Origin of the sequence: Variovorax sp. LjRoot130 (genome assembly GCF_964253755.1) — a bacterium.
Classification (GTDB): domain Bacteria; phylum Pseudomonadota; class Gammaproteobacteria; order Burkholderiales; family Burkholderiaceae_C; genus Variovorax.
This window is the reverse complement of record NZ_CAXURM020000001.1, coordinates 5,241,758-5,263,001: the sequence shown is the minus strand read 5'-3', so window position 1 is coordinate 5,263,001 and position 21,244 is coordinate 5,241,758. Positions and strand designations below refer to the sequence as shown.

Here is a 21,244-nt window from a genome sequence, read left to right as displayed (position 1 = left end):
CAATTGTCATAGCGGTGCTATCAGCTAGTATCAAATGTATGAGCACAAGTCATCTCGACTGGGAAAACCAGCGCGCCTTCCTCGCTGTACTGCGCGAAGGAAGCCTCTCCGCGGCGGCAAGAGCACTCAACGTCGTTCAACCGACAGTGCGGCGTCGGCTCGATGCGTTGGAGCGCTCCCTCGGGGTCGCGCTGTTCACGCGCTCGCCCAGCGGTCTTTCGCCGACCGAAGCCGCACGCGAACTTGGCGCCCATGCCGAAACCATGGCGGCCGCCGCGGATGCCTTCGCACGAGCGGCCTCAGCCGACACCGATGCTGTCTTCGGCACGGTGCGCATCACCGCGAGCGATGTGATGGGCGCCGAGGTGCTGCCCGCGGTGCTGGCCGAGCTGCAGGAGGCGCAGCCGGGGCTGGTGTTCGAACTCAGCCTGACCAACCGCACCGAAGATCTGCTGCGGCACGAGGCGGACATCGCGGTGCGCATGGTGAGGCCCACGCAGGCGGCGGTCGTCGCCACGCACGTGGGCGCGGTGCAGCTCGGCCTCTTTGCCAAGGCCGCCTATCTGGAGAAGCACGGCACGCCGCGCGCCCTCGAAGAGCTCGGCCGCTTCGCGCTGATCGGGCCCGACCGCGACACCGGTGTCCTGCGCGCGTTGCAAGCCCGGGGCCTGGATCTGCGCCGCGCGATGTTCAGCTGCCGCGCCGACAACCAGCTGGCGCAACTGGGCGCCATCCGGGCCGGACTCGGCATCGGCATCTGCCAGAAGGCGCTGGCGAGGCGCGACCCGGCGCTGGTGCCGGTGCTTCCCGAGCTGTTCACCCACGATCTCGAAACCTGGGTCACGATGCATGAGGACCTGCGGCGCGTGCGGCGCGTGCGCACGACCTTCGGCCACCTGGTGAAAGCGCTGTCCGCCTACTGCAGCGGCGGTGAAGGCCGCCCGCTCTAGCGCTGCGGCCGGATCCGGTAGAGCGCGTTGTTGCGGTCGGCCGTCATGTAGATGGTGCCGTCGCTGCCCACCGCCACCCCGGTCGGCACGTAGGGCGGCGGCATGCCGGGCCCGCCGGCCAGGCCGATCGGCAGGTTCTGGGCCACGGTGCGGCGCGTGCCGTTCGCGGGATCGATTTCCACCAGCCGCCGCGCCGCGCTCTCGGCCACGATGAAGCTGCCCCAGGGCGTTTGTGCCAGGCCTTCGGGCAGCGCCAACCCATCAGCGATGGCACGCAGCGGCGCGCTGGCGTCGAGCGGAATGCGCGTCAGCTTGCCCGCGGCTTCGGTAACGTAGAGCGCGCCGTCGCGCCCGAGGATCATCTGCACCGGCCCGCCGAGCCCGCTGGCCAGCACCTGCCGGGTCTCGAACTTGGGGCCGCTCGCGCGCGTCACGCTGCCGGTCGCGATCTCGGCATAGATCAGGCTGCCGTCGGGCATCGGAATTGCATCCACCGGCGCCTTGAGGCCATGCAGCATCGCAGTGGTCTTGAAGGTTTTGCGATCGACCAGCTGCACCGAGCCGGTGAACCACGACGACAGCGCGAAGTGGGTGGCCGACAGGCCCACGCCGAACGGGTATTCGAGCTCCGGATCGCGCTGCATGCGGAAGATGTCGCGCACCGCGCCCGTCTTCGCGTCGACCTGGCGGAAGCCGAAGATGTCGGCCACCCACAAGTCGTTGCCGTCGATCTTGAGGCCGGCCGGCACCGCGAGCTTGCCGCTGGTCAGCATGCGCACCTCGCCGGTCGCCGGGCTGAAGGCCTCGACCGAGTTGTCGGCCATGTTCGAGACGTAGATCGTCCCGTCGGGCGCAATGGCGAGGTTGTCGAGCGAGGGCTTGAGCTGCTTGGCGACCGTCTTGCGGCCGGTCGAGAGATCGACGCGCACCAGTTCGCCGCTCCTCGTATCGACCACCCACAGATTGCCCTTGCCGTCGAGGTTGGCGGCGGCCGGGATCTTGAAGCCCTCGGCGATCACCGTGAGCCGGCCGTCGGCCGGATCGATCTTCACGACCTGGCCCTTGAACCACAGCGGGCCGTAGAGCATGCCGTCCGGTCCGACCTCGAAGCCGTTGAAGCCGCCCATGTCCTTCTTGATCAGGCGCGGCGGCTTCTGGCCCGCCATGTCGATCTCCCACAGCGCGTCGCCGAGGAACACCTGCGAGGCGTAGAGCTTGCCGTTGCGGCGGTCGAAGTCGAGCGAGTTGATGCCGGGCAGGTCCTTGGCGAGCACGCGCATCGGAGCGCCGTCGCTCTCGCGGTAGCGGACCATGCCCATCAGGTAGTTGGTCCACGCGAGTTCCCCCTTGGGCCCGACCGCGATGTCGTCGGCCTGGCCTTCGAGGCCCTCGATCAGTACGCGGGCGGCGCCGCTGTTGCGGTCGACTTCCCACATCGTGTTGCTGACCACCGAGCCCGCGAGCAAGCGGCCCTGGCGGTCGACGGCCAGGCCGTGGACGCCGCTGAAGGAGGAGGGAGCGACCAGCGTTTCGGGCGGAGCCCAGCCCGTGGGGCGGGTGGGCGGGGCGGTGGTGGTGCAGGCGCCGAGGATGAGTAGCGAGGCGAGCAGCGCTGCGTCGAGGATTCGCGGCATGTGTTGTCTCCTTTTCTTGGTCGCCGGGGGAGTCTAGGAGAAGACGAGGGGGGCTTTGCAGTCACCCTCGGGACAAGGATCAGGCCCTGAACCTCTTGCGCGTCAAGGCCAGTGCCACCCAGAACGACACCACGGTGTAGACCACAAGCACCACCGCATGCCGCCACCAATCCACAGGCCATTGATCCATGAACAGCGGTCGCACCAGCTCCACCGCGCTGGCGAGCGGCAGCCAGCCAGCCACTGCGCGCACCGCCCCCGGCAACTGCTCCAGCGGAAAGAAAACGCCCGAGAGAAACATCATCGGCGTCATGAAGAGCGTGAAGTAATAGGTGAAGAAGTCGTAGCCCTTCGCCAGCGCATTGAAGATCAGCGCGATGCACGAGAAGGTGACCCCCACGCCGGCCAGCACGAACCAGGCGACGAGGAGCTTGGGGCTGTGGCTGATGCCGAGCCCCAGCATCACGAACAGGATCGCGGTGGTCGTGAAGATGGCCTTGAAGCCGGCCCACAGCATCTCGGCCAGCACCACGTCGTCGAGCCCCACCGGCGCGTTCATGATGCCGTCCCAGGTCTTCTGCACGTGCATGCGCGAGAAGGCCGAGTACAGCGCCTCGAAGGAGGCCGCGTTCATCGAGCTCATGCAGATCGAGCCGCTGGCGAGGAACAGGATGTAGGGCACGCTGCTGCCGCCCACCTCGACTTGGCCGACCAGCGCGCCCATGCCGTAGCCGAAGGCCACCAGCCAGATCAGCGGCTCGGCGATGTTGCCGATCAGGCTCGGGATCGCGAGCTTGCGCCATACCAGCAGGTTGCGCAGGAACACGGGCCACCAGCGCATCGAGAGCTCGGGCGGTCGCCAGACCGACGGCGCTCGAGGGGTGGGGGAAGCGCCCGGCAGAGAAGAAGCTGGACTCGACATGATGATGTGCTCCGACTAGCCGTCTTCGCGGATCTGGCGGCCGGTCAATTTGAGGAACAGGTCCTCCAGATTGGCAGGTCGATGGAAGGTACGCAAGCCGCTGTGGCTCGCCAAGGCTGCCAGCAGGCCGCGCGCATCCTGCGTATAGAAGAACACCGTTTCGCCGCTGACCTCGACGCGGGCCGCGAACTCTTTCAGCGGCGATTGCGCGAGCCCGAGCGCACCGTTGCCGTACACCTCGACCACGTCGGGCTCCAGGTGCTCGGCGATCAGGTCGCGCGGCCGCCCTTCGGCGATCTTGCGGCCGTGGTCGAGCACCAGCAAGCGCGAGCACAGGCGCTCGGCCTCGTCCATGAAGTGCGTGGTGAGCAGGATCGACTTGCCCTGCTGCAGCAGCAGCTGCAGCCGCTCCCACATCAGGTGCCGCGCCTGCGGATCGAGGCCGGTGGTGGGCTCGTCGAGCATCAGCAGCTTCGGATCGTTGACCAGCGCGCGCGCGAGAGACAGGCGCCGCCGCATGCCGCCGGACAGCTCGCCCGGCCTCGCATCGGCCTTGTGCGAGAGCGCCGCGAATTCGAGCAGCTGCGGAATGCGCGGTGCGATCTGCGCGCGGCGCATGCCGAAGTAGCGCGCGTAGACCATCAGGTTCTCGGCGCAGCTGAAGTCGGGGTCGAGCGTGTCGAACTGGCTCACCACGCCGAGCTGCGCCTTGATGGCGCGCGCATCGCGCGGCATCGAGAGCCCGCCGAGCGCATCGATCGTGCCGCCGTCGGGCGTGGTGAGCCCCAGGCACATGCGGATGGTGGTGGTCTTGCCGGCGCCGTTGGGGCCGATCACGCCGAGGCACTCGCCGGGCGCGATCTCGAAGGACAGGTCGTCGACCACGGTGGTCGCGCCGTAGCGCTTGTGCAGGTGGCTGGCGTGGAAAAGAGGGGAAGCAGGGCTGGGCACCGCGGCATTGTGGCGCAAGCGGGCGGCGCCTTCGCGCATCAAAGATGCAACCCCTCGAACTCCTTCTTCATCCAGTCGATGAAGGCGCGTGTGCGTGCCGGCAGCAGCCGTGCGTGCGGATAGATCACGCTCACCGGCCTTGGCTCCAGCTCGAACTCCTCGAGCACGATCGCAAGCCGCCTTTGCGCCACGAAGGGCTGCACCTGGTAGGAGAAAAACATGCCGAAACCCATGCCTGCGGCGCAGGCCTCGACCGCGGGCGCGATGTGGTTGAACTCCAGGTTGCCCTTGGCCGCGACCGCGAAGCTCCGGCCGTTCTCCCGGAAGTGAACCGGGGCGCTCGGATGGATGCGCACGCAGTTGGCCTTCAGCAGCTCGCGCGGATGCCGCGGGATGCCGTGCTGCCGCAGGTAAGCCGGGCTCGCGACCACCACGCGGCGGATGCTGCCGAGCTGCTGCGCGACCAGCGACGAATCTTCGAGCGGGCTGATGCGGATGCCGACATCGATACCTTCCTCCAGCAGGTTCACATTGCGGTCGTGCAAGAGCACGCTGCAGCGCATCTTGTCGTAGCGCTGGAGAAAGCGAACGATCGCCGGCGCCACGTACATGTGGCCGAACAACACCGGAGCAGTGACCGTGAGCTGCCCGGCGGGTTCAGCCGCATCGACCGTGAGCGCGCGGTCGGCGGCATCGGCCGCGGCCAGCACCTCGCGTGCGCTGTCGAGGTAGCGACGGCCTTCCTCGGTCAGCGAGATGCGCCGCGTCGTGCGGTGGAACAGGCGCACGCCGAGGTGCGCTTCGAGCGCAGCCAGCGAGCGCACGACGGCGGGCAGCGAGCTGTCCAGCGCATCGGCGGCCTTGGTCAGACTGCCCTGGTCGGCGATCTGCACGAAAGTCTGCATGGCTTTGAGGCGGTCCATGAGGCGATTAGACCGGAAATCGCAGCAGTGAAATACTGGAAAGCCTATTACTCCGAAGGACGTATCAAAGAAGAATCGGCTTCATCCACCCACCCGACAGGAGAAAGCCATGCCCACCCGTCCCGCCCGCCCCATCACGGTCTACAGCTCGTCGATCTCCGGCCACTCGCACCGCGTGCGTCTGTTCCTCGGACTGCTCGGGCTGCCTTTCGAAGTCGTCGAGATCGATCTCGCAGCGCGCGCGCAGCGCAGCCCCGAGTTCCTGCGCCGCAACGCCTTCGGCCAGGTGCCGGTGATCGAGGACGGCGAGGTCACGCTGGCCGATTCGAACGCGATCCTGCTCTACCTCAACGAACGCTACGCACCCGATCCATCGCGCTGGCTGCCGCGCGACGCGCTCGGCGCGGCGCGGGTGCAGCGCTGGCTCTCGGTCGCGGCCGGGCCGCTGGCGCAAGGCCCTTCGATGGCGCGCGTGATCGTGTTGTTCGGCCTGGCCACCGACCCGTCCGACGTGATCGCGCGCTCCCACAACCTGCTGAAAGTGATGGAGGCCGAACTCTGCGACCGCCCCTTCCTCGCAGGCGACGCTTCGACGCTCGCCGACATCGCCAACTACAGCTACGTCGCGCATGTGCCCGAAGGCAATGTGTCGCTGGAGCCCTATCCGAAGGTGCGCGAATGGCTGGCACGCATCGAGGCGCTGCCGGGCTTCGTGCCGATGGTGGCGTCGCGCATTGGGCTGAGAGCATGAACGCCGCTGCCGTCACTTGGCACGAGGGCGAGCGTGCGCTGCAGTCGCGCGCCGGCATCGGCCAACGCATGGCCGAGATCGGCCCGCGCGTGGTCCGCGATCACATGCCCGACCAGCACCGCAGCTTCTTCGCGCAGTTGCCCTTCCTGATCGCGGGCAGCCTGGATGCCGAAGGCCGTCCCTGGGCCAGCGCGCTGGCGGCGCCGCCGGGCTTTGCGCATTCGCCCGACCCGATGCACCTGCGTATCGATGCGCGGCCGCTGCGGGACGACCCGCTGGGCGCCGCGCTCGCGCCCGGCGCGCCGATCGGCTTGCTCGGCATCGAGCCGCACACGCGCCGGCGCAATCGCATGAACGGCGTGGTCGACGCGGTCGACGCGCGGGGCTTCTCGGTCGCGGTGGGCCAGAGCTTCGGCAACTGCCCCAAGTACATCCAGGCGCGCGAGCCCTTGTTCGTCGGCGGTGCGCAGGACGCGCATGTCGGGCCCCGCAGCGACCGGCTCGATATGAAGGCGAAGCGCATGGTGCGCGCGGCCGACACCTTCTTCATCGCCACTGCGCATCCTTCGGCCGGCGATGCAGGCTCGCCGGCCCATGGCATCGACGTCTCGCACCGCGGCGGCCGCCCCGGCTTCGTGCAGCTGAGCGGCGAGGACACGCTCACGGTGCCGGACTTCGTCGGGAACACCTTCTTCAACACCCTGGGCAACATCGCGATCAATCCGGTCGCCGGCCTGTTGTTCATCGATTTCGAGACCGGCGATTTGCTGCAGCTCTTCGTCAAGGCCCAGATCGTCTGGGACGGGCCAGAGGTCGCTGTATTCGCCGGCGCAAAGCGCTTGCTGCGCATGCAGGTGGTGGCCGCGCAGCATGCGCCGGCCGCGCTGCCGCTGCGCTTCGGGCCCGCGGCCCTGTCGCCGCATCTGGAGGCGACGGGACGCTGGCCGGCAGCCGTGTGAAGCAGCTCAGTGGAAGACAGGGATGCGGGCGTTGACCGAGGGCCGGTAATCCCAGCCGCGTTCACGCAGCGATGCGGTGTCGGCGCCGCCTGCCAGCAGCGCCTGCACGCCCGCCGCTGCCACGGTGCAGGCCAGCGCCTGGCCGGGGCAGTTGTGGAGGCCATGGCCGAAACCCAGGGTCTGGCGATCGGGGCGCGCCAATTCGAAGATCGCCGGCGAGGGGTTCAGCGCCGGGTCGCGGTTCGCGGCGCCCAGCACCAGCAGCACCGCATCGCCCGGTGCGAGTGCCGTGCCTGCCACGAGGGTCGTTTCGGCGACGAAGCGGCGCGTGTTCTGCACCGAGGGATCGTGTCGCGCGACTTCCTGCACGAGGGCGTTCAACAGTTGGGGCTGCGATTCGATCGTGCGGCCGAGCCCCGGCTCGCGTGCGAGCGCCACCAGGCTGTTGCCCAGCAGGCCGGCCGTGGCCTCGCAGGTTTGCGACAGCAGGCCGGCCAGGTTGGCCAGCAGGGCGCGCGAGTTGTCGTCCGGCGCCTGGGCGCGCACCGCAGCCAACAAGCTGCCGTCGCGCGCGGGCTGCGCGGCGACGAGCTGCTCGAAGCGCGCCATCAGCGCTTGCGCGGCCTCGCTCGCGGCCTGCAGCTGCGCCGCGGTGGACAGCGGCGACAGGCAGGCGACGAAGTCGCGCATCCAGTCCGAGATGCGCGGCAACTCCTCGTCGGCGAAGCCCAACAGGTGCGCAACGCCCGCGACCGGCAACGCGAAGCAGGCGTCGGACAGCGACGCGGCGGGCATTCGCGTCGCGACTTCCAGAACGCCCGAGTGCGCCGACTGCAGATCGAGCCCGGCCAGCGCGCGCTGCAGCACCGGCTTGTGCGCGGCATGCGGCGCGCCGTCGTTCATGCGCACGAGACGGCCGAACACTTCGCCGGCCGGCGTGCCCGCGATCGCGCGCGGCACCGGCTCGGCCGCGGGCCGCACGCGCAGCGCAGGGTTGGCGAGCAGCTCGCGCACGGTCTCGGCACGGCTCGCGACCCAGAGGCGAAGGCCTTCGTCGTAGATCAGCGCGGGTCCTTGGCGCAGTACGGCGTACCAGGGGTAGGGGTCGGGGTGGGTGACGGCCGCGATGGCGTCGGCTGGCGGGGCGATGTCGTGGTTCATGTCCGAAGTGTGATGCTTCCCGCACGCACACACTTCGCTTAGCATCGAAGTATGGATGCATCCACGGCCGACACCTACCTGGCGCGCCTGGCCGGCGCCATCGCCGAACCGGCCCGCGCGCGCATGCTGTGCTGCCTGCTCGACGGCCACGCCCGCACCGCGACCGAGCTGGCGGCCGTGGGCGAGGTCGCGGCCTCCACCGCGAGCGCGCACCTGGCGCGGCTCAAGGAGCAGCGGCTGGTGGAGTCGGTGGCGCAGGGCAAGCACCGCTATTTCCGGCTTGCGGGCAGCGAGGTCGCCGCCGTGCTCGAAGGCCTGCTGGTGGTCGCCGGCGCGCCGCGCAGCGAATTCCAGCCGACCGCACCAAGCCGCCTGCGTGCGGCGCGCACCTGCTACGACCACATGGCCGGCACGGCCGGCGTCGCGCTGCACGACCGGCTGCATGCGCAGGGCTGGCTGCAGGCGACGGCGGAGGGCGGCGCCTACGAGCTCACGGCCGAAGGCGCGGTGGCGCTAGAAAGCTTGGGGCTGGACATCGAGAACGCGCGCAGCTCGCGCCGGCGTTTTGCCTGCGCCTGCCTCGACTGGAGCGAGCGGCGGCCGCACCTGGGCGGCGCGCTCGGCGCGGCCTGGCTGCAACTGTCGCTGCGGCGCGGCTGGGTGCGCCAGGAACTGGACGGCCGGGCCCTCGCGCTTACGCCCAAGGCAAAGCGCGAAATGCCGGAGCTCTTCGGCCTGGCGTGAGGGACTTCTTCAGGCTTTGAGCTTGAGGATGTAGGTCAGGACGCCGGCCGTTGCCACGTCCAGTTCGAGAAAGGACTTGAAGTCCTTCCCTTCCATCCAGTAGCTGTCCCAATTGCTGCGCTTGATGGTTTTTTGCCAGGCGTCCGTGGCCACCGCGCGCCGCACGGCTTCCAGCAGCGCGGCCTGGCGCTGCGGCGGCACCGCGCGACCGGTGAAGACGCCGCGCCAGTTGGCGAGATCCGCGTCCACGCCCTGCTGCCGTACCGACGGGACACCCTGGAACGGGCTCTTCGACGACACGCCGATCGCGCGCAGCTTGCCGCTGGCGATGTGCTCGCTGAACTCGCTGTAGCCCGAAATGCCGGCGACGGCCTGGCCGGACTCCACCGCCGACACCACCTGGGCGCCGCCGGGGAAGGGCTGGTAGACGAGTGCCGCGGTGTTGCCAGCCGCGCGTGCCAGCAGGCCGGCGAACATGTGGTCGACCCCGCCGGCGGAGCCACCGGCGATGGCGGCGCTGGTGGGCTCGGCGCGCATCTTCGCGATCAGGTCCTTCGCGGTCTTGATCGGCGAGTCGCTCTTGACCACCACCATCTCGTAGTCGCTGGTCAGCCGCGCCACGGGTGCGATGCGGTTCATGTCGACGGGGGGCTTCTGCAGCGCCACGGCACCGACCATCACCATGCCGCTCATCAGCAGGGTGTCGGGGTCGGCGTCGTACTTCTCGACGTAGCGCGCGAGGCCGATGGTGCCGCCCTTGCCGCCGATGTTCTCGTACTCGATCTGGCCGACCGCGCCGGCGGCGATCAGCGCGGCGCCGAGGGCGCGGCCGGTCTGGTCCCATCCGCCGCCTTCGTTGGCCGGGATGACGATGCGCAGGCGCGGGATTGCTGCGGCGGTCGCTGCTGCTGCGGCGGCGGGCGCGGGCCGTGCCGCCTGGGCCCATGCGGATGCCGGCAGGGCGCCGGCTGCGGTGGCGGCGAGCCACGAGGTGAAGATGCGCCGCGTCGGGTCAACCATGGTGGAGTGGGGACACAGATTGTGTCAATTTGTTGCTGACAGGTGGAATCCTAGCCCACGACCCGCAGAGTTCGGTGACGACTGTCGCGAGGAAACGCCAGTCTCGCGCCAACAAAAATCTCGAAAAGCGGCGCTTCGCCTACTGGAAGGCCACTTCGGCGAAGCTGCGCAGCTTGCGGCTGTGCAGCCGGCTCGAGCCTTCGCTGCGCAACACGTCGATTGCGGCCATGCCGATGCGCAGGTGCTGCTCCACCCGCTCGCGGTAGAACTGGTTGGCCATGCCGGGCAGCTTGATCTCGCCGTGCAGCGGCTTGTCGCTCACGCACAGCAGGGTGCCGTAGGGCACGCGGAAGCGGAAACCGTTGGCCGCGATGGTGGCGCTTTCCATGTCGAGCGCCACCGCGCGGCTCTGGCTGAAGCGCCGCTGCGGCTGGTTGCCGGGCAAGAGCTCCCAGTTGCGGTTGTCGGTGCTGGCCACCGTGCCGGTGCGCATGATCTTCTTGAGCTGCGTGCCCTGCATGCCGGTGACGTCGGCCACCGCCTTCTCGAGCGCGAGCTGGATTTCGGACAGCGCCGGGATCGGCACCCACAGCGGGAGCTCCTCGTCGAGCACGTGGTCCTCGCGCACGTAGGCGTGGGCCAGCACGTAGTCGCCGAGCTGCTGCCCCTGGCGCAGGCCGGCGCAGTGGCCGAGCATCATCCACGCGTGCGGGCGCAGCACCGCCACGTGGTCGGTGATGGTCTTGGCATTGGCCGGGCCGACGCCGATGTTGACCATCGTGATCCCGCTGTAGTCCTCGCGCACCAGGTGGTAGGCCGGCATCTGCGGCAGGCGCCCCGGCGGCGTGCCTTGCGTACCGTCGAGCAGCACGCCGAAGGTGCCGCTCGAACCCGCCGCGAGCCCGCGCCGGCGCGTGATCACATTGCCGGGCTCGATGAAGGCAATGTATTCGCTCTGCTCGTCGGTCATCGCTTCGTGGCCGAGGCGCACGAACTCGTCGATGTAGAACTGGTAGTTGGTGAAGAGCACGAAGTTCTGGAACCACTCGGGCGCGGTGCCGGTGTAGTGGCGCAGCCGGTGCAGCGAGTAGTCCACGCGCGCCGCGGTGAAGAGCGAGAGCGGCTGCGCCTCGCCGGGCTTGGGCTCGAAGGTGCCGTTGGCGATGCCGTCGTCCATGGCGCCGAGATCGGGCAGGTCGAAGACATCGCGCATCAGGGCGCGGCGCTCGGCGCTCATCGTGCCTTCGATGTGGTCGTTCTCGGCGAAGGAGAAGTGGACCGGGATCGGCTGCGTGCTGGTGCCGACTTCGAGCTCGACTTCGTGGTTCTCGAGCAAGAGCCGGAACTGCTCGCGGTAGTAGCGGTGGAACAGATCGGGCCGCGTCAGCGTGGTTTCATAGCGGCCCGGCCCGGCAACGAAGCCGTAGCTCAGCCAGGCGTTGGCCGCCGGCGTGCGACGCGAGACCGTGTGCGTATGAACGCGGACGAAGGGGTAGCAGGCGCGCACGCGGCCGGCCAGGCTGTCGCCGGCCACGAAGCGCTGCATCGCGTCGCGCAGGTGCTGCAGGCCGCCGTTGTAGATGAGCCGCACCTGTTCGAGGGCTGCGTCGGGGTCGGTGAAGCGGGCGGGTGCGACGAAGGCGGGCATGTAGGGCATCCGCTCATTGTGCAGCGTGCCGGCGGCGACTTGCGCGGGGCTAGCCTGGCATGGGTTCCCGCATCGTGACGAACTCCTCTGCAACGGTGGGGTGGATGCCGATGGTGCTGTCGAACATCGCCTTGGTGGCGCCGGCACGCATCGCGACCGCGAAGCCCTGCACGATCTCGCCCGCGTCGGGGCCCACCATGTGCAGGCCGACCACGCGGTCGCTGGCACGGTCGACGATCAGCTTCATGAAGGTGCGCTCACCGCTCCCCGAGAGCGTGTGGCGCAGGGCCTTGAACTCGCTGCTGAATACGCTGACCTTGCCGAACTTGGCGCGCGCCGCGGCCTCGGTGTAGCCGCAGGTGCCGATGTTCGGATGGGTGAAGACGGCCGTCGGCGTGAATTCGTAGTCGAGCTGCCGCGGTCCCTTGCCGAAGAGCGTGTCCACCACCACCATGGCTTCGGCCAGCGCCACCGGCGTCAACTGCTGCCGCGTCGACACGTCGCCCACCGCAAGGACCGAGGGCACCGAGCTGCGGTAATGCGCATCGACCACCACGCCGCCGCGCTCGTCGAGCGCAACGCCGGCGGCTTCGAGGCCCAGGCCCTGCGTGTTGGGCACGCGGCCGGTCGCGTAGAGGATGGTGTCGGCCTCGACGCGCTGGCCGCGCGAGAGCAGCGCGCACAGGCCGCTGTCCGTGCGCGTGATCATGTCGATCTCGCAGTTGAAGCGGATGTCGATGCCGGTGCGCGTCATCTCCTTGGCCAGGAACTGGCGCAGGTCCTCGTCGAAGCCGTTGAGCAGGTGCGCGCCGCGGTACAGCTGCGTGACCTGGGCGCCCAGCCCGTTGAAGATGGAGGCGAACTCACAGGCGATGTAGCCGCCGCCCACCACCAGAAGCCGCTTCGGAAAAGGGTCGAGGTCGAACATCGCGTCGGAGACCACCAAGTGCTCCCGCCCCGCCACCTCCGGTACGAAGGGCATGCCGCCGGTGGCGACCAGCACGTGACGCGCCGTGTGCTTCTTCTCGCCGATCTGCACTGTCTGGGCGTCGGCCAGTTGCGCCCAGCCCTGGATCAGCGTGACGCCGGCGCCTTCGAGCAGGCTGCGGTAGACGCCGTTGAGCCGCGTGATTTCGCGTGCGCGATTGGCCTTGAGCCGGTTCCAGTCGAAGCGCGGTTCACCGAGCCGCCAGCCGAAGCCCGCGGCTTCCTCGAAGGATTCGGCATAGCCGGCGGCGTAGCTGTAGAGCTTCTTGGGAATGCAGCCGACGTTGACGCAGGTGCCGCCCAGCTCGGCGCATTCGGCCAGCGCCACGCGAGCGCCGCGCTGGGCCGACATGCGCGCCGCGCGCACGCCGCCGCTGCCGCCGCCGATCACGAAAAGGTCGAAGTCGAATGTGCGCATGGGTGCTCCTTGCGGCCGACTGTAGCCGGCCGAAGGAGCGGCTGCTGCGCGCGGGTTTCGTGATCGGCCGCGGCCCACTCAGGGGCGATCGCCTTGCTGAGCGGAGTCCCGCGACGTCCAGCGCTGCTGCACACGCGGATCGCCGGCGCGCTGCTGCAACTGCTGCTGTTGCTGTTGCAAGGCACGCTGCTGGGCTTCCTGCGCTTGGCGCATCGCGTTGTGTTGCTGGGCCTGCTGCTGCGCCTGCACCTGCTGCTGCGCGCGCAAGGCCTGCTGCTGTTGCAACTGCTGCATCTGCTGGGCCTGTTGTTGCTGCGCCTGCATCTGCTGCTGTGCCCGCAGGGCCTGCTGCTGTTGCAGCTGCTGCATCTGTTGAGCCTGTTGCTGCGCCTGCATTTGCTGCTGTGCCCGCAAGGCCTGCTGCTGTTGCATCTGTTGGGCCTGTGCCTGGGCAGCGGCACGCTGCTGCATCTCCTGCTGCTGGCGTGTGGCCTGCAACTGCATCTGCTGCTGTGCCTGTGCCTGTGCCTGTGCCTGCGCGGCGCGCTCCTGTTGCTGCTGGCGCAGCCCGTCGCGTTGCTGCATCTGCTGAAGTTGCTGCGCCTGTTGGAGTTGCTGCGCCTGTTGCGCCTGTTGCAACTGCTGGGCCTGTTGGAAGCGCTGTGCCTGCTGCGACTGAAGTTGCTGCTGCGCCTGCGCCTGTGCTGCGCGCTGCTGGAGCTGTTGCTGCGCTTGCTGTGCCTGGGGCTGTTGCCGTGCCTGCTCGAACTGGAATTGCTGCTGCTGTCGTGCCTGAAAAGCAGGCGGCGGCAGCGAAGCGGCGGGGCGCCCGAAGCCGCCGAAGTGGCGATCGCCGCGCGGCGGGATCGGTGCCGCCGGTGCGACCTGCATGTGCGCGATGCGGTCCTCGGGCATGCGCAAGAAGTCGCGCCGGGCGATGGGGCCGCGGCCGAAGATATCCACTGGCACCAGCGAGAGCGCACCGGGCGTGTTGCGGTGCAGGTACTCAGCGCGCGCCAGTTGCTGCTGGTAGGCGATCGCGCGATTGACCTCGTCGATGTAGCGCTGGCTGGCGCGGTAGCCCGGCCGCCAGGGCTCGCCCGGCGCGAGCGGGAACCAGCCCACGCCGTTGCGGCCGCCGCCGATGTTGGCGCCGCCCACGAAGCCGACCAGCGCCGGCGCATAGATCGGCCGCACATTCGGCCGCCCCGGGACCCAGCACCAGCGCGAGCCGATGCGGGCCCAGCGGCCGTAATGGGAAGGCGCAAAGCCCCACGGTTGGGCATCGACCCAGGTCCAGCCCCAGGGCGCCACATTGACCCACTGGCCGTCGCGATAGGGCGCCCAGTCGGCGTCCACATTGCGCGGGTACCAGACGTTGCCGTATTCGGGAACGTTCTGCCAGTCGCCGTAGTTGTCGAGCTGCTGGTAGCCGACCACTTCGCGCGAGACGTAGCGCGCCGAGATCGACTGCTCTTCGATGCGATCGCGCTCGGCCACCCAGCGCTCGAAGGCGTCGTTGCCGGCGCGCACTGGGCCACCGCTCACCGTCGCCAGATTGCGCCCCGATACCGTGAGCTGCTGGCGCGCGCCGAGCGGCATCGATTCGCCGCCTTCGCCATAGAGCGTGGCGCTGCCGGCGGCAATGGCCACGCGCGTGGTGCCGGCAGCCGGGTCGGCCTCGATGCGATAGTCGCCGGGGGCGTCGATCACCACGGCAAGGTTGCCGGTGTCGATCTCGAGGCGCTGGCCCGCCAGCTCGTCGCGCACGCGCAGCTGCAGGCGGCCCTGCTGCGCCGTGATGCGCGCGGTGTCGTCGTCGAGTTCGGACACCGCGATGCTGGTCTGGTCGTCCAGGCGCAGCGTGGCGGAGCCCACGTGCAGTTCGGCGCGGGCATTGCGGTCGGTCCAGAGGCGGTCGCCGGTGGTGATCGGCCGGTTCGGGACCACGTCGTACCAGCTGTCGTCGCCGGCCGGCGAGAAGCTGATGGTGCCTTGATGGAAATTGAGGCGGGCCACGCGGCCCGGCGGATCCTGCTGGGCAAAGGCCGCAAGCCCGGTGAAGAGCAGCGCCAGACCCAGCAGCCAGCCGGCCGCGCGGCGGCCGGACGTCGAGGTGGTGCGGTGTTTCATGGGTCGTTCCCTTCGTGACGTCCCTATTAACGCGCGAGCGGGCCCGGCGCTGGCATCCGCTTTGCAAAGCTTTGGAAATATCGCGCCCGGTGCGCAACCTGATGTAAGCGCGAGCCGGGTGGCGGGCTAGGGCGTCTGCGGATGCGAGAGAAAGAAGCGAAGCATTTCGGCGCTCGCGTCCGGCCCGGTGGGATCGGTGAACGAGCCCTCCGCGCTGCCGCCGGCCCAGGCGTGGCCGGCGCCGTGCAGCAGCCAGTGCTCGACCGTGATGCGGCCATGGGTATCGGCGTAGGTGCGGCGGGCATAGGCGCGGCCTTGCTTCGACCGGCCTTGCGTCTCGTGCGCTTGCGGCCTGCCGCCGCCGGCCTCGGCGGCGAGCGCGGCCGTCGCCACCTCTTCGCCGTTGCGCGGATGCACCGTCTCGTCGGCATCGCCATGGAAGACGATGGTCGGCCGCACCGGGCCCGCCGTCGCGGCCGCCGCGCCGTTCTTCATCGCGGCCATTGCCGACATCAGGTCTTTCGCCGCGCCGATCGGCAGGCCCGAGTGCACGCCGACCGCGGCGAAGAGCTCAGGATGGGTGCGAGCGAGGATGTGGGCCATCGCGCCGCCGGCCGAGAGGCCCGCCACGTAGACGCGCGCCGGATCGACCGCCTGCTCCGCCATCACCGCTCGCGTGAGCGCGGCCAAGAGCGCCGGCTCGCCGCGCTCGCGCTGCTGGTGCTGCGGCAGGAACCAGTTCCAGCACCTCGCGGCGTTGTGCTGCTTCGTCTGCGTCGGGTAGAGCACCAGGAAACCGCGCTCGGCGGCGAGCCGGTTCATCTGCGTGCCGGCTGCGAAGTCATCCGGGTCCTGCGTACAGCCGTGCAGCATCAGCAGCAGCGGGCGCCGCTGGCCGGTGTTCCGGGCCGGGACGAAGAGCTTGTAGGCGATGCTGCGGTGCTGGTGCGTGAAACTGCCGTCGAGCCACTGGTCGGCCTCGGCTTCGCGCGCAGGCACCAGCAGCCCGGCGCGCCGCAGCGCGTGCGGGACGGCGCCGGCCCATTGCGCGAGGCGGCGCTTGAATTCTTCGAACAGGGAAGCCATCAGGCGTCGGCTAACCCCCGTAGAGGTATTGCGGCAGCCACAGCGTCAGGCCCGGCCAGATGTACATGAACACCATGCACAGGATCACGATCAGCATGTACGGCATCATGCCCGCGAAAATCTGGTTGATCGTGACATGCGGCGGCGAGACGCCCTTCAGATAGAAGGCCGACATCGCCACCGGCGGCGACAGGAAGGCCGCCTGCAGGTTCACGAAGATCAGCACGCCGAACAGCAGTGGATCGATCTGGAAGTGCGCCAGCAGGGGCAGGAAGATGGGCACGAAGATCACGATGATCTCGGTCCACTCGAGCGGCCAGCCCAGGATGAAGATGATCGCCTGCGACAGGAGCAGGAACTGCAGCGGGCTCAGGTTCATCCCGAGCACCCATTCCTCGATGATCCGCTGTCCGCCGAGCAGCGCGAAGACCGCCGAGAACAGCGCCGAGCCGACGAACAGCCAGCACACCATGGAGGTGGTCTTGAGCGTCAGGAACACCGCCTCCTTGATCTTCTTGAAGTTCAGCGTGCCGGCCTGCCACGCCATCAGGAAGGCGCCTGCTGCGCCCACCGCGGCCGATTCGGTGGCGGTCGTGATGCCGAACAGGATCACGCCCAGCACCACCAGCGTCAGCGTCGCGAGCGGCATGACCGAGGAGGCCAGCATGCGCAGGATCTCGAACTGCTCCGCGTCCATTCGCCAGTAGTACCAGCCCAGAAGCACGAGCGCGAAGGCGCAGGCTACCGCGAAGCCGATGTAGAAGGCCTCTGGCACGGCCGCCGTCTTCGGCGCGTCGACGGCTTCGCCCAGTTGCTGCAGGCCGCCCTCCTGGGCCTGTGGCGCGGCGCTTTCGCTGCCGGGCGGCTCCTCGACGCCGCCGGACGATTCCGGCTCCTGCGCGCCTTCGGTCGTGGGCGGCTCAGCCAGTCCGCCGCCGGACGGCTCGGGCAGCGATGCGCCCGCGCCGGCCTTCGCGGCCTCTGCCGATTGGGTGGCGACGGGCGGGCTGGCCGGATTGCTGTCCTGCTGCGAATAGATCGTCACGTACCACCAAACGGCGCCCAGCATGACCGCGGTCAGCGCCAGCGGCACCAGCGCGGTGAGCAGGTTGCGCAGCAGCAACGCCCAGGTGATCTTCATGCCCTCGACGCTGCCGCGCAGGGCGCGCGCCGGCGCCAGCACGGCGGCGAACAGGGCCGGCAGCATGCGCGGCGAATAGCTGGCCGCGAGGTGGGCGACCCAGGGCGAGACCGGCGCGCGCTGCTGGTCGATCGGCAGCTTGGGCGCGACCTTGGGCTGCAGCATGGCCCAGCCGATCACGTAGATCAGGTACAGAAAGGCCAGGAAGAAGCCCGGGAACATCGCGGCCGCATAGAGCTTGACCACCGACTGCCCGGCGACGGCCGCGTACACGATGATCATCACCGAGGGCGGGATCAGGATACCCAGCGTGCCGCCGGCCGTGATGACGCCGGCCGCCAGCCGCGTGTCGTAGCCGGCGTTCAGCATCGGCCGCATCGCGATCACGCCCATCAGCACGACCACCGCGCCGACCAGGCCGCTCGCGATGCCCCAGAAGGTGCACACGATCAGCGTCGTGACCGCCAGCGAGCCCGGCACGCGGCGGAAGGCGAGCTGCACGCTGTGGAACATCTTGTCCACCAGCGCGCCGCGTTCCATCACGTAGCCCATCAGCACGAAGAGCGGTATCGAGAGCAGGGTTTCGTTGGTCATCGCGCCGAAGGCGCGCTGCACCATGAGGTCGAACACCTTGTTGTCGAGCCAGGGCACGGACGGGTCGTAGAACGCGATGAAGCCGAAGAACATGCCCAGCCCCATCAGCGTGAACGCCGTCGGGAAGCCGAGCATGATCACCACCACGATCAGGCCCAGCATCGACAGGCCGAGTGCCGCTTCGCTCATGACTGGCCCCCGGCGCTGCGCTGCTGGGCCGCGTGTTCGATGTCCTTCGCCCGCTCCATCACCTCGCGCTTGGCCGCCTCGTCGACGTAGCTGCTGCTCGCGAGCTGTTCGCCGACCACGTCCATCTCCTCGGCATCCTTCAGGCGCGGCGTCCACTCGCCGGTCTTGAGGCAGACGACGCAGCGCACCATCTCGGCGAAGCCCTGCAGCAGCAGCACGATGCCGGCGACCGGAATCACGAACTTGAAGGGGTAGACCGGGATCGGGTCGGCATTGAAGGTCTGCTCGCGCATCGCGAGCGAGTCATTGAAATAGGTCCAGCCCGACCAGGTGAGCGCCACCACGCCGGGCAGGAAGAACAGCGCGAACAGCGCCAGGTCGAGCGCCGCCTGGGTGCGTGGCTTCATGCTGCCGTAGAAGAAGTCGCCGCGCACATGGCCCGCCTGCGCGAGGGTGTAGGCGCCGCCCATCATGAAGAGCGTGCCGTAGAGCATGTTGTTGGCGTCGAAGATCCACGCGGTCGGCGCGTTGAGCGCATAGCGCTTGAAGACCTCGCCGCACACCAGCAGCATCAGCGCGACGATGAGCCAGGAGAAGGTCTTGCCCACCACCATGCTGAAGCGGTCGACGGTGTGGAGAAATCGTTGAATGGTCATGGAACGCGGAAGATTCACATATCAAAAAAATCAGCCACCCGGAAACGCCCGGATGGCTGATGGCAGCGGCGGCCCCTGAAGCTCAGGCCTTCTTCTTGCTGAAGTAGTGGTTGTAGGCCATCTTGAAGTCGACGTTGTAGTCGTTTTGCCACTGCAGGGCACGCTCGGCAAAGGTTTTTTGCGAATCGAGCACCTTCTTGAAGAGCGGGTTCTCCTCGGCCTTCTTGGCGATGGTCTTGTCCCAGGCCGCGAGCTGGGCGCGCAGCACGGCGTCGGGCGTCTTGTAGAACTTGATGCCGGCCTTCTTCATGTCCGCGTAGTCCTGCGAATTGCGCTGCACGGCCTTCCAGCTCATGTCGGCGCTGGCCGCCTGCACGGCGTAGTCGATGATCGAGCGGAGCTCCTGCGGCAACGCACCGTACTTCGCCTTGTTGAACAGGATCTCGAACTGCTCGCTCGACTGGTGGAAGCTCTGCAGCATGCAGTTCTTCACCACGTCGGGGAAGCCGAGCACGCGGTCGCTGGAGGCGTTGTTGAACTCGGCCGCGTCGATCAGGCCCCGGTCGAGCGCCGGCACGATCTCGCTGCTCGGCAAGGGGTTCACGGCCGTGCCCATCTCGGTGAACACGTCGACCGCCAGCCCGACGGTGCGGAACTTGAGGCCCTTCATGTCTTCCACCTTGGCCACCGGCTTCTTGAACCAGCCCAGCGGCTGCGTCGGCATCGGGCCGTAGAGATAGGACACCACCTCCATGTTCAGGCTCTTGTAGATCTCGTCGAGCAGCGCCTTGCCGCCGCCGTAGTTGTGCCAGGCCAGCACCGTGTTGGCGTCCATGCCGAAGCCGGGGCCCGAGCCCCAGAGCGCCAGTGCCGAGTTCTTGCCGTAGTGGTAGGCGACCACGCCGTGGCCGCCATCGAGCGTGCCCTTGTTCACCGCCTCCAGCAACTGGAAGGCCGGTACCACCGCGCCGGAGGGCAGCACCTCGATCTTGAGGCGGCCGCCGGCCATGTCATTGACCTTCTTGGCGAAATCCTGTGCGTACTCGTGGAAGATGTCCTTTGCGGGCCAGGTGCTCTGGAAGCGGAAGGACGCGGTCTGCGCCATGCTGACCATGGGCGCGGACATGGCGCCGGCCGCCACGGCTGCGCCTTTGAGCAGGCTGCGGCGGCGGTTCGGTTTGTTCTCGGTCATTGCGTATTTCTCCGTTGATATGTCTGGAAAACCCCAGACTGCCATCTTTGACACGTGAACATTCGCGACAAAGAGGGTTTTCACGAACTGGTGAAAAATCGTGGGATGCGGAACGGACTTCTGACGCAAAGACCGCCCGCTTCTAAGCAGTAACCCTAGCGAACAGAAGGATGACAGTGCCATGACCCAGCCGGACCCGAACCCAACCAGCGCAGGCAGCGCACCAGCCGGTGAACGAGCGGGCGTGCGGCCGGCCGAGGGCTATGCCGGCGACGTGACGCCTGAGCAGGCCTACGCGTGGGTCGCCGGTGGCGAGGCGGTGCTGGTCGACGTGCGCAGCGATGCCGAGCGCGAATGGGTGGGCTATGTGCCCGGCGGGGTGGGTCTGGCCTGGAAGCAGTGGCCGGGGATGGCGCTCAATGCCGGTTTCGACGAGGGTCTCAAGGCTGCCGTGCCGGCGGGCAAGAAGGTTGTGATGCTGTGCCGCAGCGGCGTGCGTTCCATCTCGACCGCGCGGCGCGCCACCGAACTAGGCCTGGAGGCCTACAACATCCTCGAAGGCTTCGAGGGCGACGCCGACGCCGAGGGCCATCGCGGGCGCAAAGGCGGCTGGCGCCTGCGCGGCTTGCCCTGGAAGCAGAACTGACCGTTTACTTGAGGGGAGGGATGCGGAGTTTTTGACCGGGGTAGATCTTGTCCGGGTGGCTCAGCATCGGCTTGTTGGCTTCGAAGATCGCGTTGTACTTGTTGGCATCGCCGTAATACTTCTTCGAGATGGCCGACAGCGTGTCGCCCTTGACCACGTCGTGGTACTGCGCCGGATCGGCCGCGGGTGCCACCAGCTTGTTGTCGACCTGGCTCACGTTGGCCACGTTGCCCGCCGCGAGCGATGCTTTTTCGCTGGCCTCCTGCGAGGGGGCGTTGCCCGCGAGCGTGACCACGCCCGAGGCGGCGACGTAAGTCACTTCCAAGCCGGTCAGGCCCAGGTTCTGGGTCTCGATGTAGGTCTTGATCGCGGCGGCTGCCTTCTGGTTGGCATCCGGTTCCGCCGCCTGGGCCGAGGAGCCTCCGAACAGTTTTTCCCCCGCCTCTTTGATGAAACTCAGCAAACCCATGGTGTTCTCCTTGCGCCTTGGTTGATCGGAAGGGCACTGTACCGTCGGAAAGTGACCGCCGCGCGTAGGC

General features: G+C 68.4%; 19 protein-coding genes. 5 read left to right on the top strand and 14 right to left on the bottom strand.

From position 1 onward, the window contains the following. Window positions 1–38: 38 nt before the first annotated feature. Complete coding sequence (locus tag ACSQ86_RS26105) at window positions 39–950, top strand: LysR family transcriptional regulator (protein WP_436309897.1); 912 nt, start codon at window positions 39–41, stop codon at window positions 948–950. Here ACSQ86_RS26105 and ACSQ86_RS26100 read toward each other — a convergent pair. The 4 genes from ACSQ86_RS26100 to ACSQ86_RS26085 all read right to left on the bottom strand — a co-directional run bounded on the left by ACSQ86_RS26100 (window position 947) and on the right by ACSQ86_RS26085 (window position 5,380). Further along, window positions 947–2,584 carry a hypothetical protein gene (locus ACSQ86_RS26100; RefSeq protein WP_436309896.1) on the bottom strand — a complete coding sequence of 546 codons (1,638 nt, stop codon included), beginning with the start codon at window positions 2,582–2,584 and terminating at the stop codon, window positions 947–949. The two genes, ACSQ86_RS26105 and ACSQ86_RS26100, sit on opposite strands and share 4 nt — an antisense overlap. Window positions 2,585–2,663: 79 nt before the next feature. Next, window positions 2,664–3,506, bottom strand: coding sequence for an ABC transporter permease (locus ACSQ86_RS26095; RefSeq protein ID WP_436305687.1), 843 nt, complete (start codon window positions 3,504–3,506; stop codon window positions 2,664–2,666). A gap of 15 nt (window positions 3,507–3,521) precedes the next feature. After that, window positions 3,522–4,496, bottom strand: coding sequence for an ATP-binding cassette domain-containing protein (locus ACSQ86_RS26090; RefSeq protein ID WP_436305686.1), 975 nt, complete (start codon window positions 4,494–4,496; stop codon window positions 3,522–3,524). After that, window positions 4,496–5,380 carry a LysR family transcriptional regulator gene (locus ACSQ86_RS26085; protein WP_093108431.1) on the bottom strand — a complete coding sequence of 295 codons (885 nt, stop codon included), beginning with the start codon at window positions 5,378–5,380 and terminating at the stop codon, window positions 4,496–4,498. Before ACSQ86_RS26085 ends, ACSQ86_RS26090 begins: the two co-directional genes overlap by 1 nt. Before the next feature lie 109 nt (window positions 5,381–5,489). On the opposite strand from ACSQ86_RS26085, the gene ACSQ86_RS26080 reads away from it, so the two are divergent. Continuing rightward, the gene (locus tag ACSQ86_RS26080; protein WP_436309895.1) at window positions 5,490–6,131 is read left to right on the top strand and encodes a glutathione S-transferase family protein; all 642 of its coding nucleotides are present in this window, start codon (window positions 5,490–5,492) and stop codon (window positions 6,129–6,131) included. Then, window positions 6,128–7,090, top strand: coding sequence for a flavin-nucleotide-binding protein (locus ACSQ86_RS26075; protein WP_436309894.1), 963 nt, complete (start codon window positions 6,128–6,130; stop codon window positions 7,088–7,090). The genes ACSQ86_RS26080 and ACSQ86_RS26075 overlap by 4 nt, the downstream gene beginning before the upstream one ends. Before the next feature lie 6 nt (window positions 7,091–7,096). Here ACSQ86_RS26075 and ACSQ86_RS26070 read toward each other — a convergent pair whose 3' ends face one another. After that, entirely contained in the window at window positions 7,097–8,251 is a 1,155-nt protein-coding gene (locus ACSQ86_RS26070; RefSeq protein WP_436305683.1) for a cytochrome P450, read from the bottom strand. Window positions 8,252–8,302: 51 nt separating this feature from the next. Between ACSQ86_RS26070 and ACSQ86_RS26065 the strand changes: the two genes are divergently transcribed. Further along, entirely contained in the window at window positions 8,303–8,995 is a 693-nt protein-coding gene (locus ACSQ86_RS26065; RefSeq protein ID WP_436309893.1) for an ArsR/SmtB family transcription factor, read from the top strand. A gap of 9 nt (window positions 8,996–9,004) precedes the next feature. Here ACSQ86_RS26065 and ACSQ86_RS26060 read toward each other — a convergent pair whose 3' ends face one another. From ACSQ86_RS26060 to ACSQ86_RS26025, 8 genes are all read right to left on the bottom strand, one after another. After that, a complete protein-coding gene (locus tag ACSQ86_RS26060; protein WP_436305681.1) occupies window positions 9,005–10,015 on the bottom strand; it encodes a Bug family tripartite tricarboxylate transporter substrate binding protein in 1,011 nt (336 codons plus the stop codon). A 139-nt stretch (window positions 10,016–10,154) separates the two neighbouring features. Beyond that, entirely contained in the window at window positions 10,155–11,672 is a 1,518-nt protein-coding gene (locus ACSQ86_RS26055) for an AMP nucleosidase (RefSeq protein ID WP_436305680.1), read from the bottom strand. Window positions 11,673–11,712: 40 nt separating this feature from the next. Continuing rightward, on the bottom strand, window positions 11,713–13,068 hold the full coding sequence (gene gorA / locus ACSQ86_RS26050; RefSeq protein WP_436309892.1) for a glutathione-disulfide reductase: 1,356 nt from the start codon (window positions 13,066–13,068) through the stop codon (window positions 11,713–11,715). A gap of 78 nt (window positions 13,069–13,146) precedes the next feature. Then, window positions 13,147–15,201 (bottom strand): DUF6600 domain-containing protein, encoded by a 2,055-nt coding sequence (locus tag ACSQ86_RS26045; protein ID WP_436309891.1) that lies wholly within the window; start codon window positions 15,199–15,201, stop codon window positions 13,147–13,149. 126 nt (window positions 15,202–15,327) lie between these two features. After that, entirely contained in the window at window positions 15,328–16,287 is a 960-nt protein-coding gene (locus ACSQ86_RS26040; protein WP_436309890.1) for an extracellular catalytic domain type 1 short-chain-length polyhydroxyalkanoate depolymerase, read from the bottom strand. 10 nt (window positions 16,288–16,297) lie between these two features. Beyond that, on the bottom strand, window positions 16,298–18,211 hold the full coding sequence (locus tag ACSQ86_RS26035; protein ID WP_436309889.1) for a TRAP transporter large permease: 1,914 nt from the start codon (window positions 18,209–18,211) through the stop codon (window positions 16,298–16,300). Further along, window positions 18,208–18,867 (bottom strand): TRAP transporter small permease subunit, encoded by a 660-nt coding sequence (locus ACSQ86_RS26030; protein ID WP_436309888.1) that lies wholly within the window; start codon window positions 18,865–18,867, stop codon window positions 18,208–18,210. The genes ACSQ86_RS26035 and ACSQ86_RS26030 overlap by 4 nt, the downstream gene beginning before the upstream one ends. 82 nt (window positions 18,868–18,949) lie before the next feature. Then, entirely contained in the window at window positions 18,950–20,059 is a 1,110-nt protein-coding gene (locus ACSQ86_RS26025) for a TRAP transporter substrate-binding protein (RefSeq protein WP_436309887.1), read from the bottom strand. A 181-nt stretch (window positions 20,060–20,240) separates the two neighbouring features. Between ACSQ86_RS26025 and ACSQ86_RS26020 the strand changes: the two genes are divergently transcribed. After that, window positions 20,241–20,705, top strand: a complete 465-nt coding sequence (locus ACSQ86_RS26020) for a rhodanese-like domain-containing protein (protein WP_436309886.1) — start codon at window positions 20,241–20,243, stop codon at window positions 20,703–20,705. Window positions 20,706–20,709: 4 nt separating this feature from the next. Here ACSQ86_RS26020 and lysM read toward each other — a convergent pair whose 3' ends face one another. After that, window positions 20,710–21,174, bottom strand: coding sequence for a peptidoglycan-binding protein LysM (lysM, locus tag ACSQ86_RS26015; protein ID WP_093108445.1), 465 nt, complete (start codon window positions 21,172–21,174; stop codon window positions 20,710–20,712). Between the last annotated feature and the right edge of the window lie 70 nt (window positions 21,175–21,244).

Bases quoted from the DNA above. Each gene is read 5' to 3' on its own strand.
- ACSQ86_RS26055 (WP_436305680.1), bottom strand. From the start codon at position 11,672: ATGCCCTACATGCCCGCCTTCGTCGCACCCGCCCGCTTCACCGACCCC.
- ACSQ86_RS26060 (WP_436305681.1), bottom strand. From the start codon at position 10,015: ATGGTTGACCCGACGCGGCGCATCTTCACCTCGTGGCTCGCCGCCACC.
- ACSQ86_RS26105 (WP_436309897.1), top strand. From the start codon at position 39: ATGAGCACAAGTCATCTCGACTGGGAAAACCAGCGCGCCTTCCTCGCT.
- ACSQ86_RS26035 (WP_436309889.1), bottom strand. From the start codon at position 18,211: ATGAGCGAAGCGGCACTCGGCCTGTCGATGCTGGGCCTGATCGTGGTG.
- ACSQ86_RS26090 (WP_436305686.1), bottom strand. From the start codon at position 4,496: ATGCGCGAAGGCGCCGCCCGCTTGCGCCACAATGCCGCGGTGCCCAGC.
- ACSQ86_RS26020 (WP_436309886.1), top strand. From the start codon at position 20,241: ATGACCCAGCCGGACCCGAACCCAACCAGCGCAGGCAGCGCACCAGCC.
- ACSQ86_RS26095 (WP_436305687.1), bottom strand. From the start codon at position 3,506: ATGTCGAGTCCAGCTTCTTCTCTGCCGGGCGCTTCCCCCACCCCTCGA.
- ACSQ86_RS26080 (WP_436309895.1), top strand. From the start codon at position 5,490: ATGCCCACCCGTCCCGCCCGCCCCATCACGGTCTACAGCTCGTCGATC.
- lysM (WP_093108445.1), bottom strand. From the start codon at position 21,174: ATGGGTTTGCTGAGTTTCATCAAAGAGGCGGGGGAAAAACTGTTCGGA.
- ACSQ86_RS26040 (WP_436309890.1), bottom strand. From the start codon at position 16,287: ATGGCTTCCCTGTTCGAAGAATTCAAGCGCCGCCTCGCGCAATGGGCC.
- ACSQ86_RS26070 (WP_436305683.1), bottom strand. From the start codon at position 8,251: ATGAACCACGACATCGCCCCGCCAGCCGACGCCATCGCGGCCGTCACC.
- ACSQ86_RS26100 (WP_436309896.1), bottom strand. From the start codon at position 2,584: ATGCCGCGAATCCTCGACGCAGCGCTGCTCGCCTCGCTACTCATCCTC.
- ACSQ86_RS26030 (WP_436309888.1), bottom strand. From the start codon at position 18,867: ATGACCATTCAACGATTTCTCCACACCGTCGACCGCTTCAGCATGGTG.
- ACSQ86_RS26025 (WP_436309887.1), bottom strand. From the start codon at position 20,059: ATGACCGAGAACAAACCGAACCGCCGCCGCAGCCTGCTCAAAGGCGCA.
- ACSQ86_RS26045 (WP_436309891.1), bottom strand. From the start codon at position 15,201: ATGAAACACCGCACCACCTCGACGTCCGGCCGCCGCGCGGCCGGCTGG.
- gorA (WP_436309892.1), bottom strand. From the start codon at position 13,068: ATGCGCACATTCGACTTCGACCTTTTCGTGATCGGCGGCGGCAGCGGC.
- ACSQ86_RS26075 (WP_436309894.1), top strand. From the start codon at position 6,128: ATGAACGCCGCTGCCGTCACTTGGCACGAGGGCGAGCGTGCGCTGCAG.
- ACSQ86_RS26065 (WP_436309893.1), top strand. From the start codon at position 8,303: ATGGATGCATCCACGGCCGACACCTACCTGGCGCGCCTGGCCGGCGCC.
- ACSQ86_RS26085 (WP_093108431.1), bottom strand. From the start codon at position 5,380: ATGGACCGCCTCAAAGCCATGCAGACTTTCGTGCAGATCGCCGACCAG.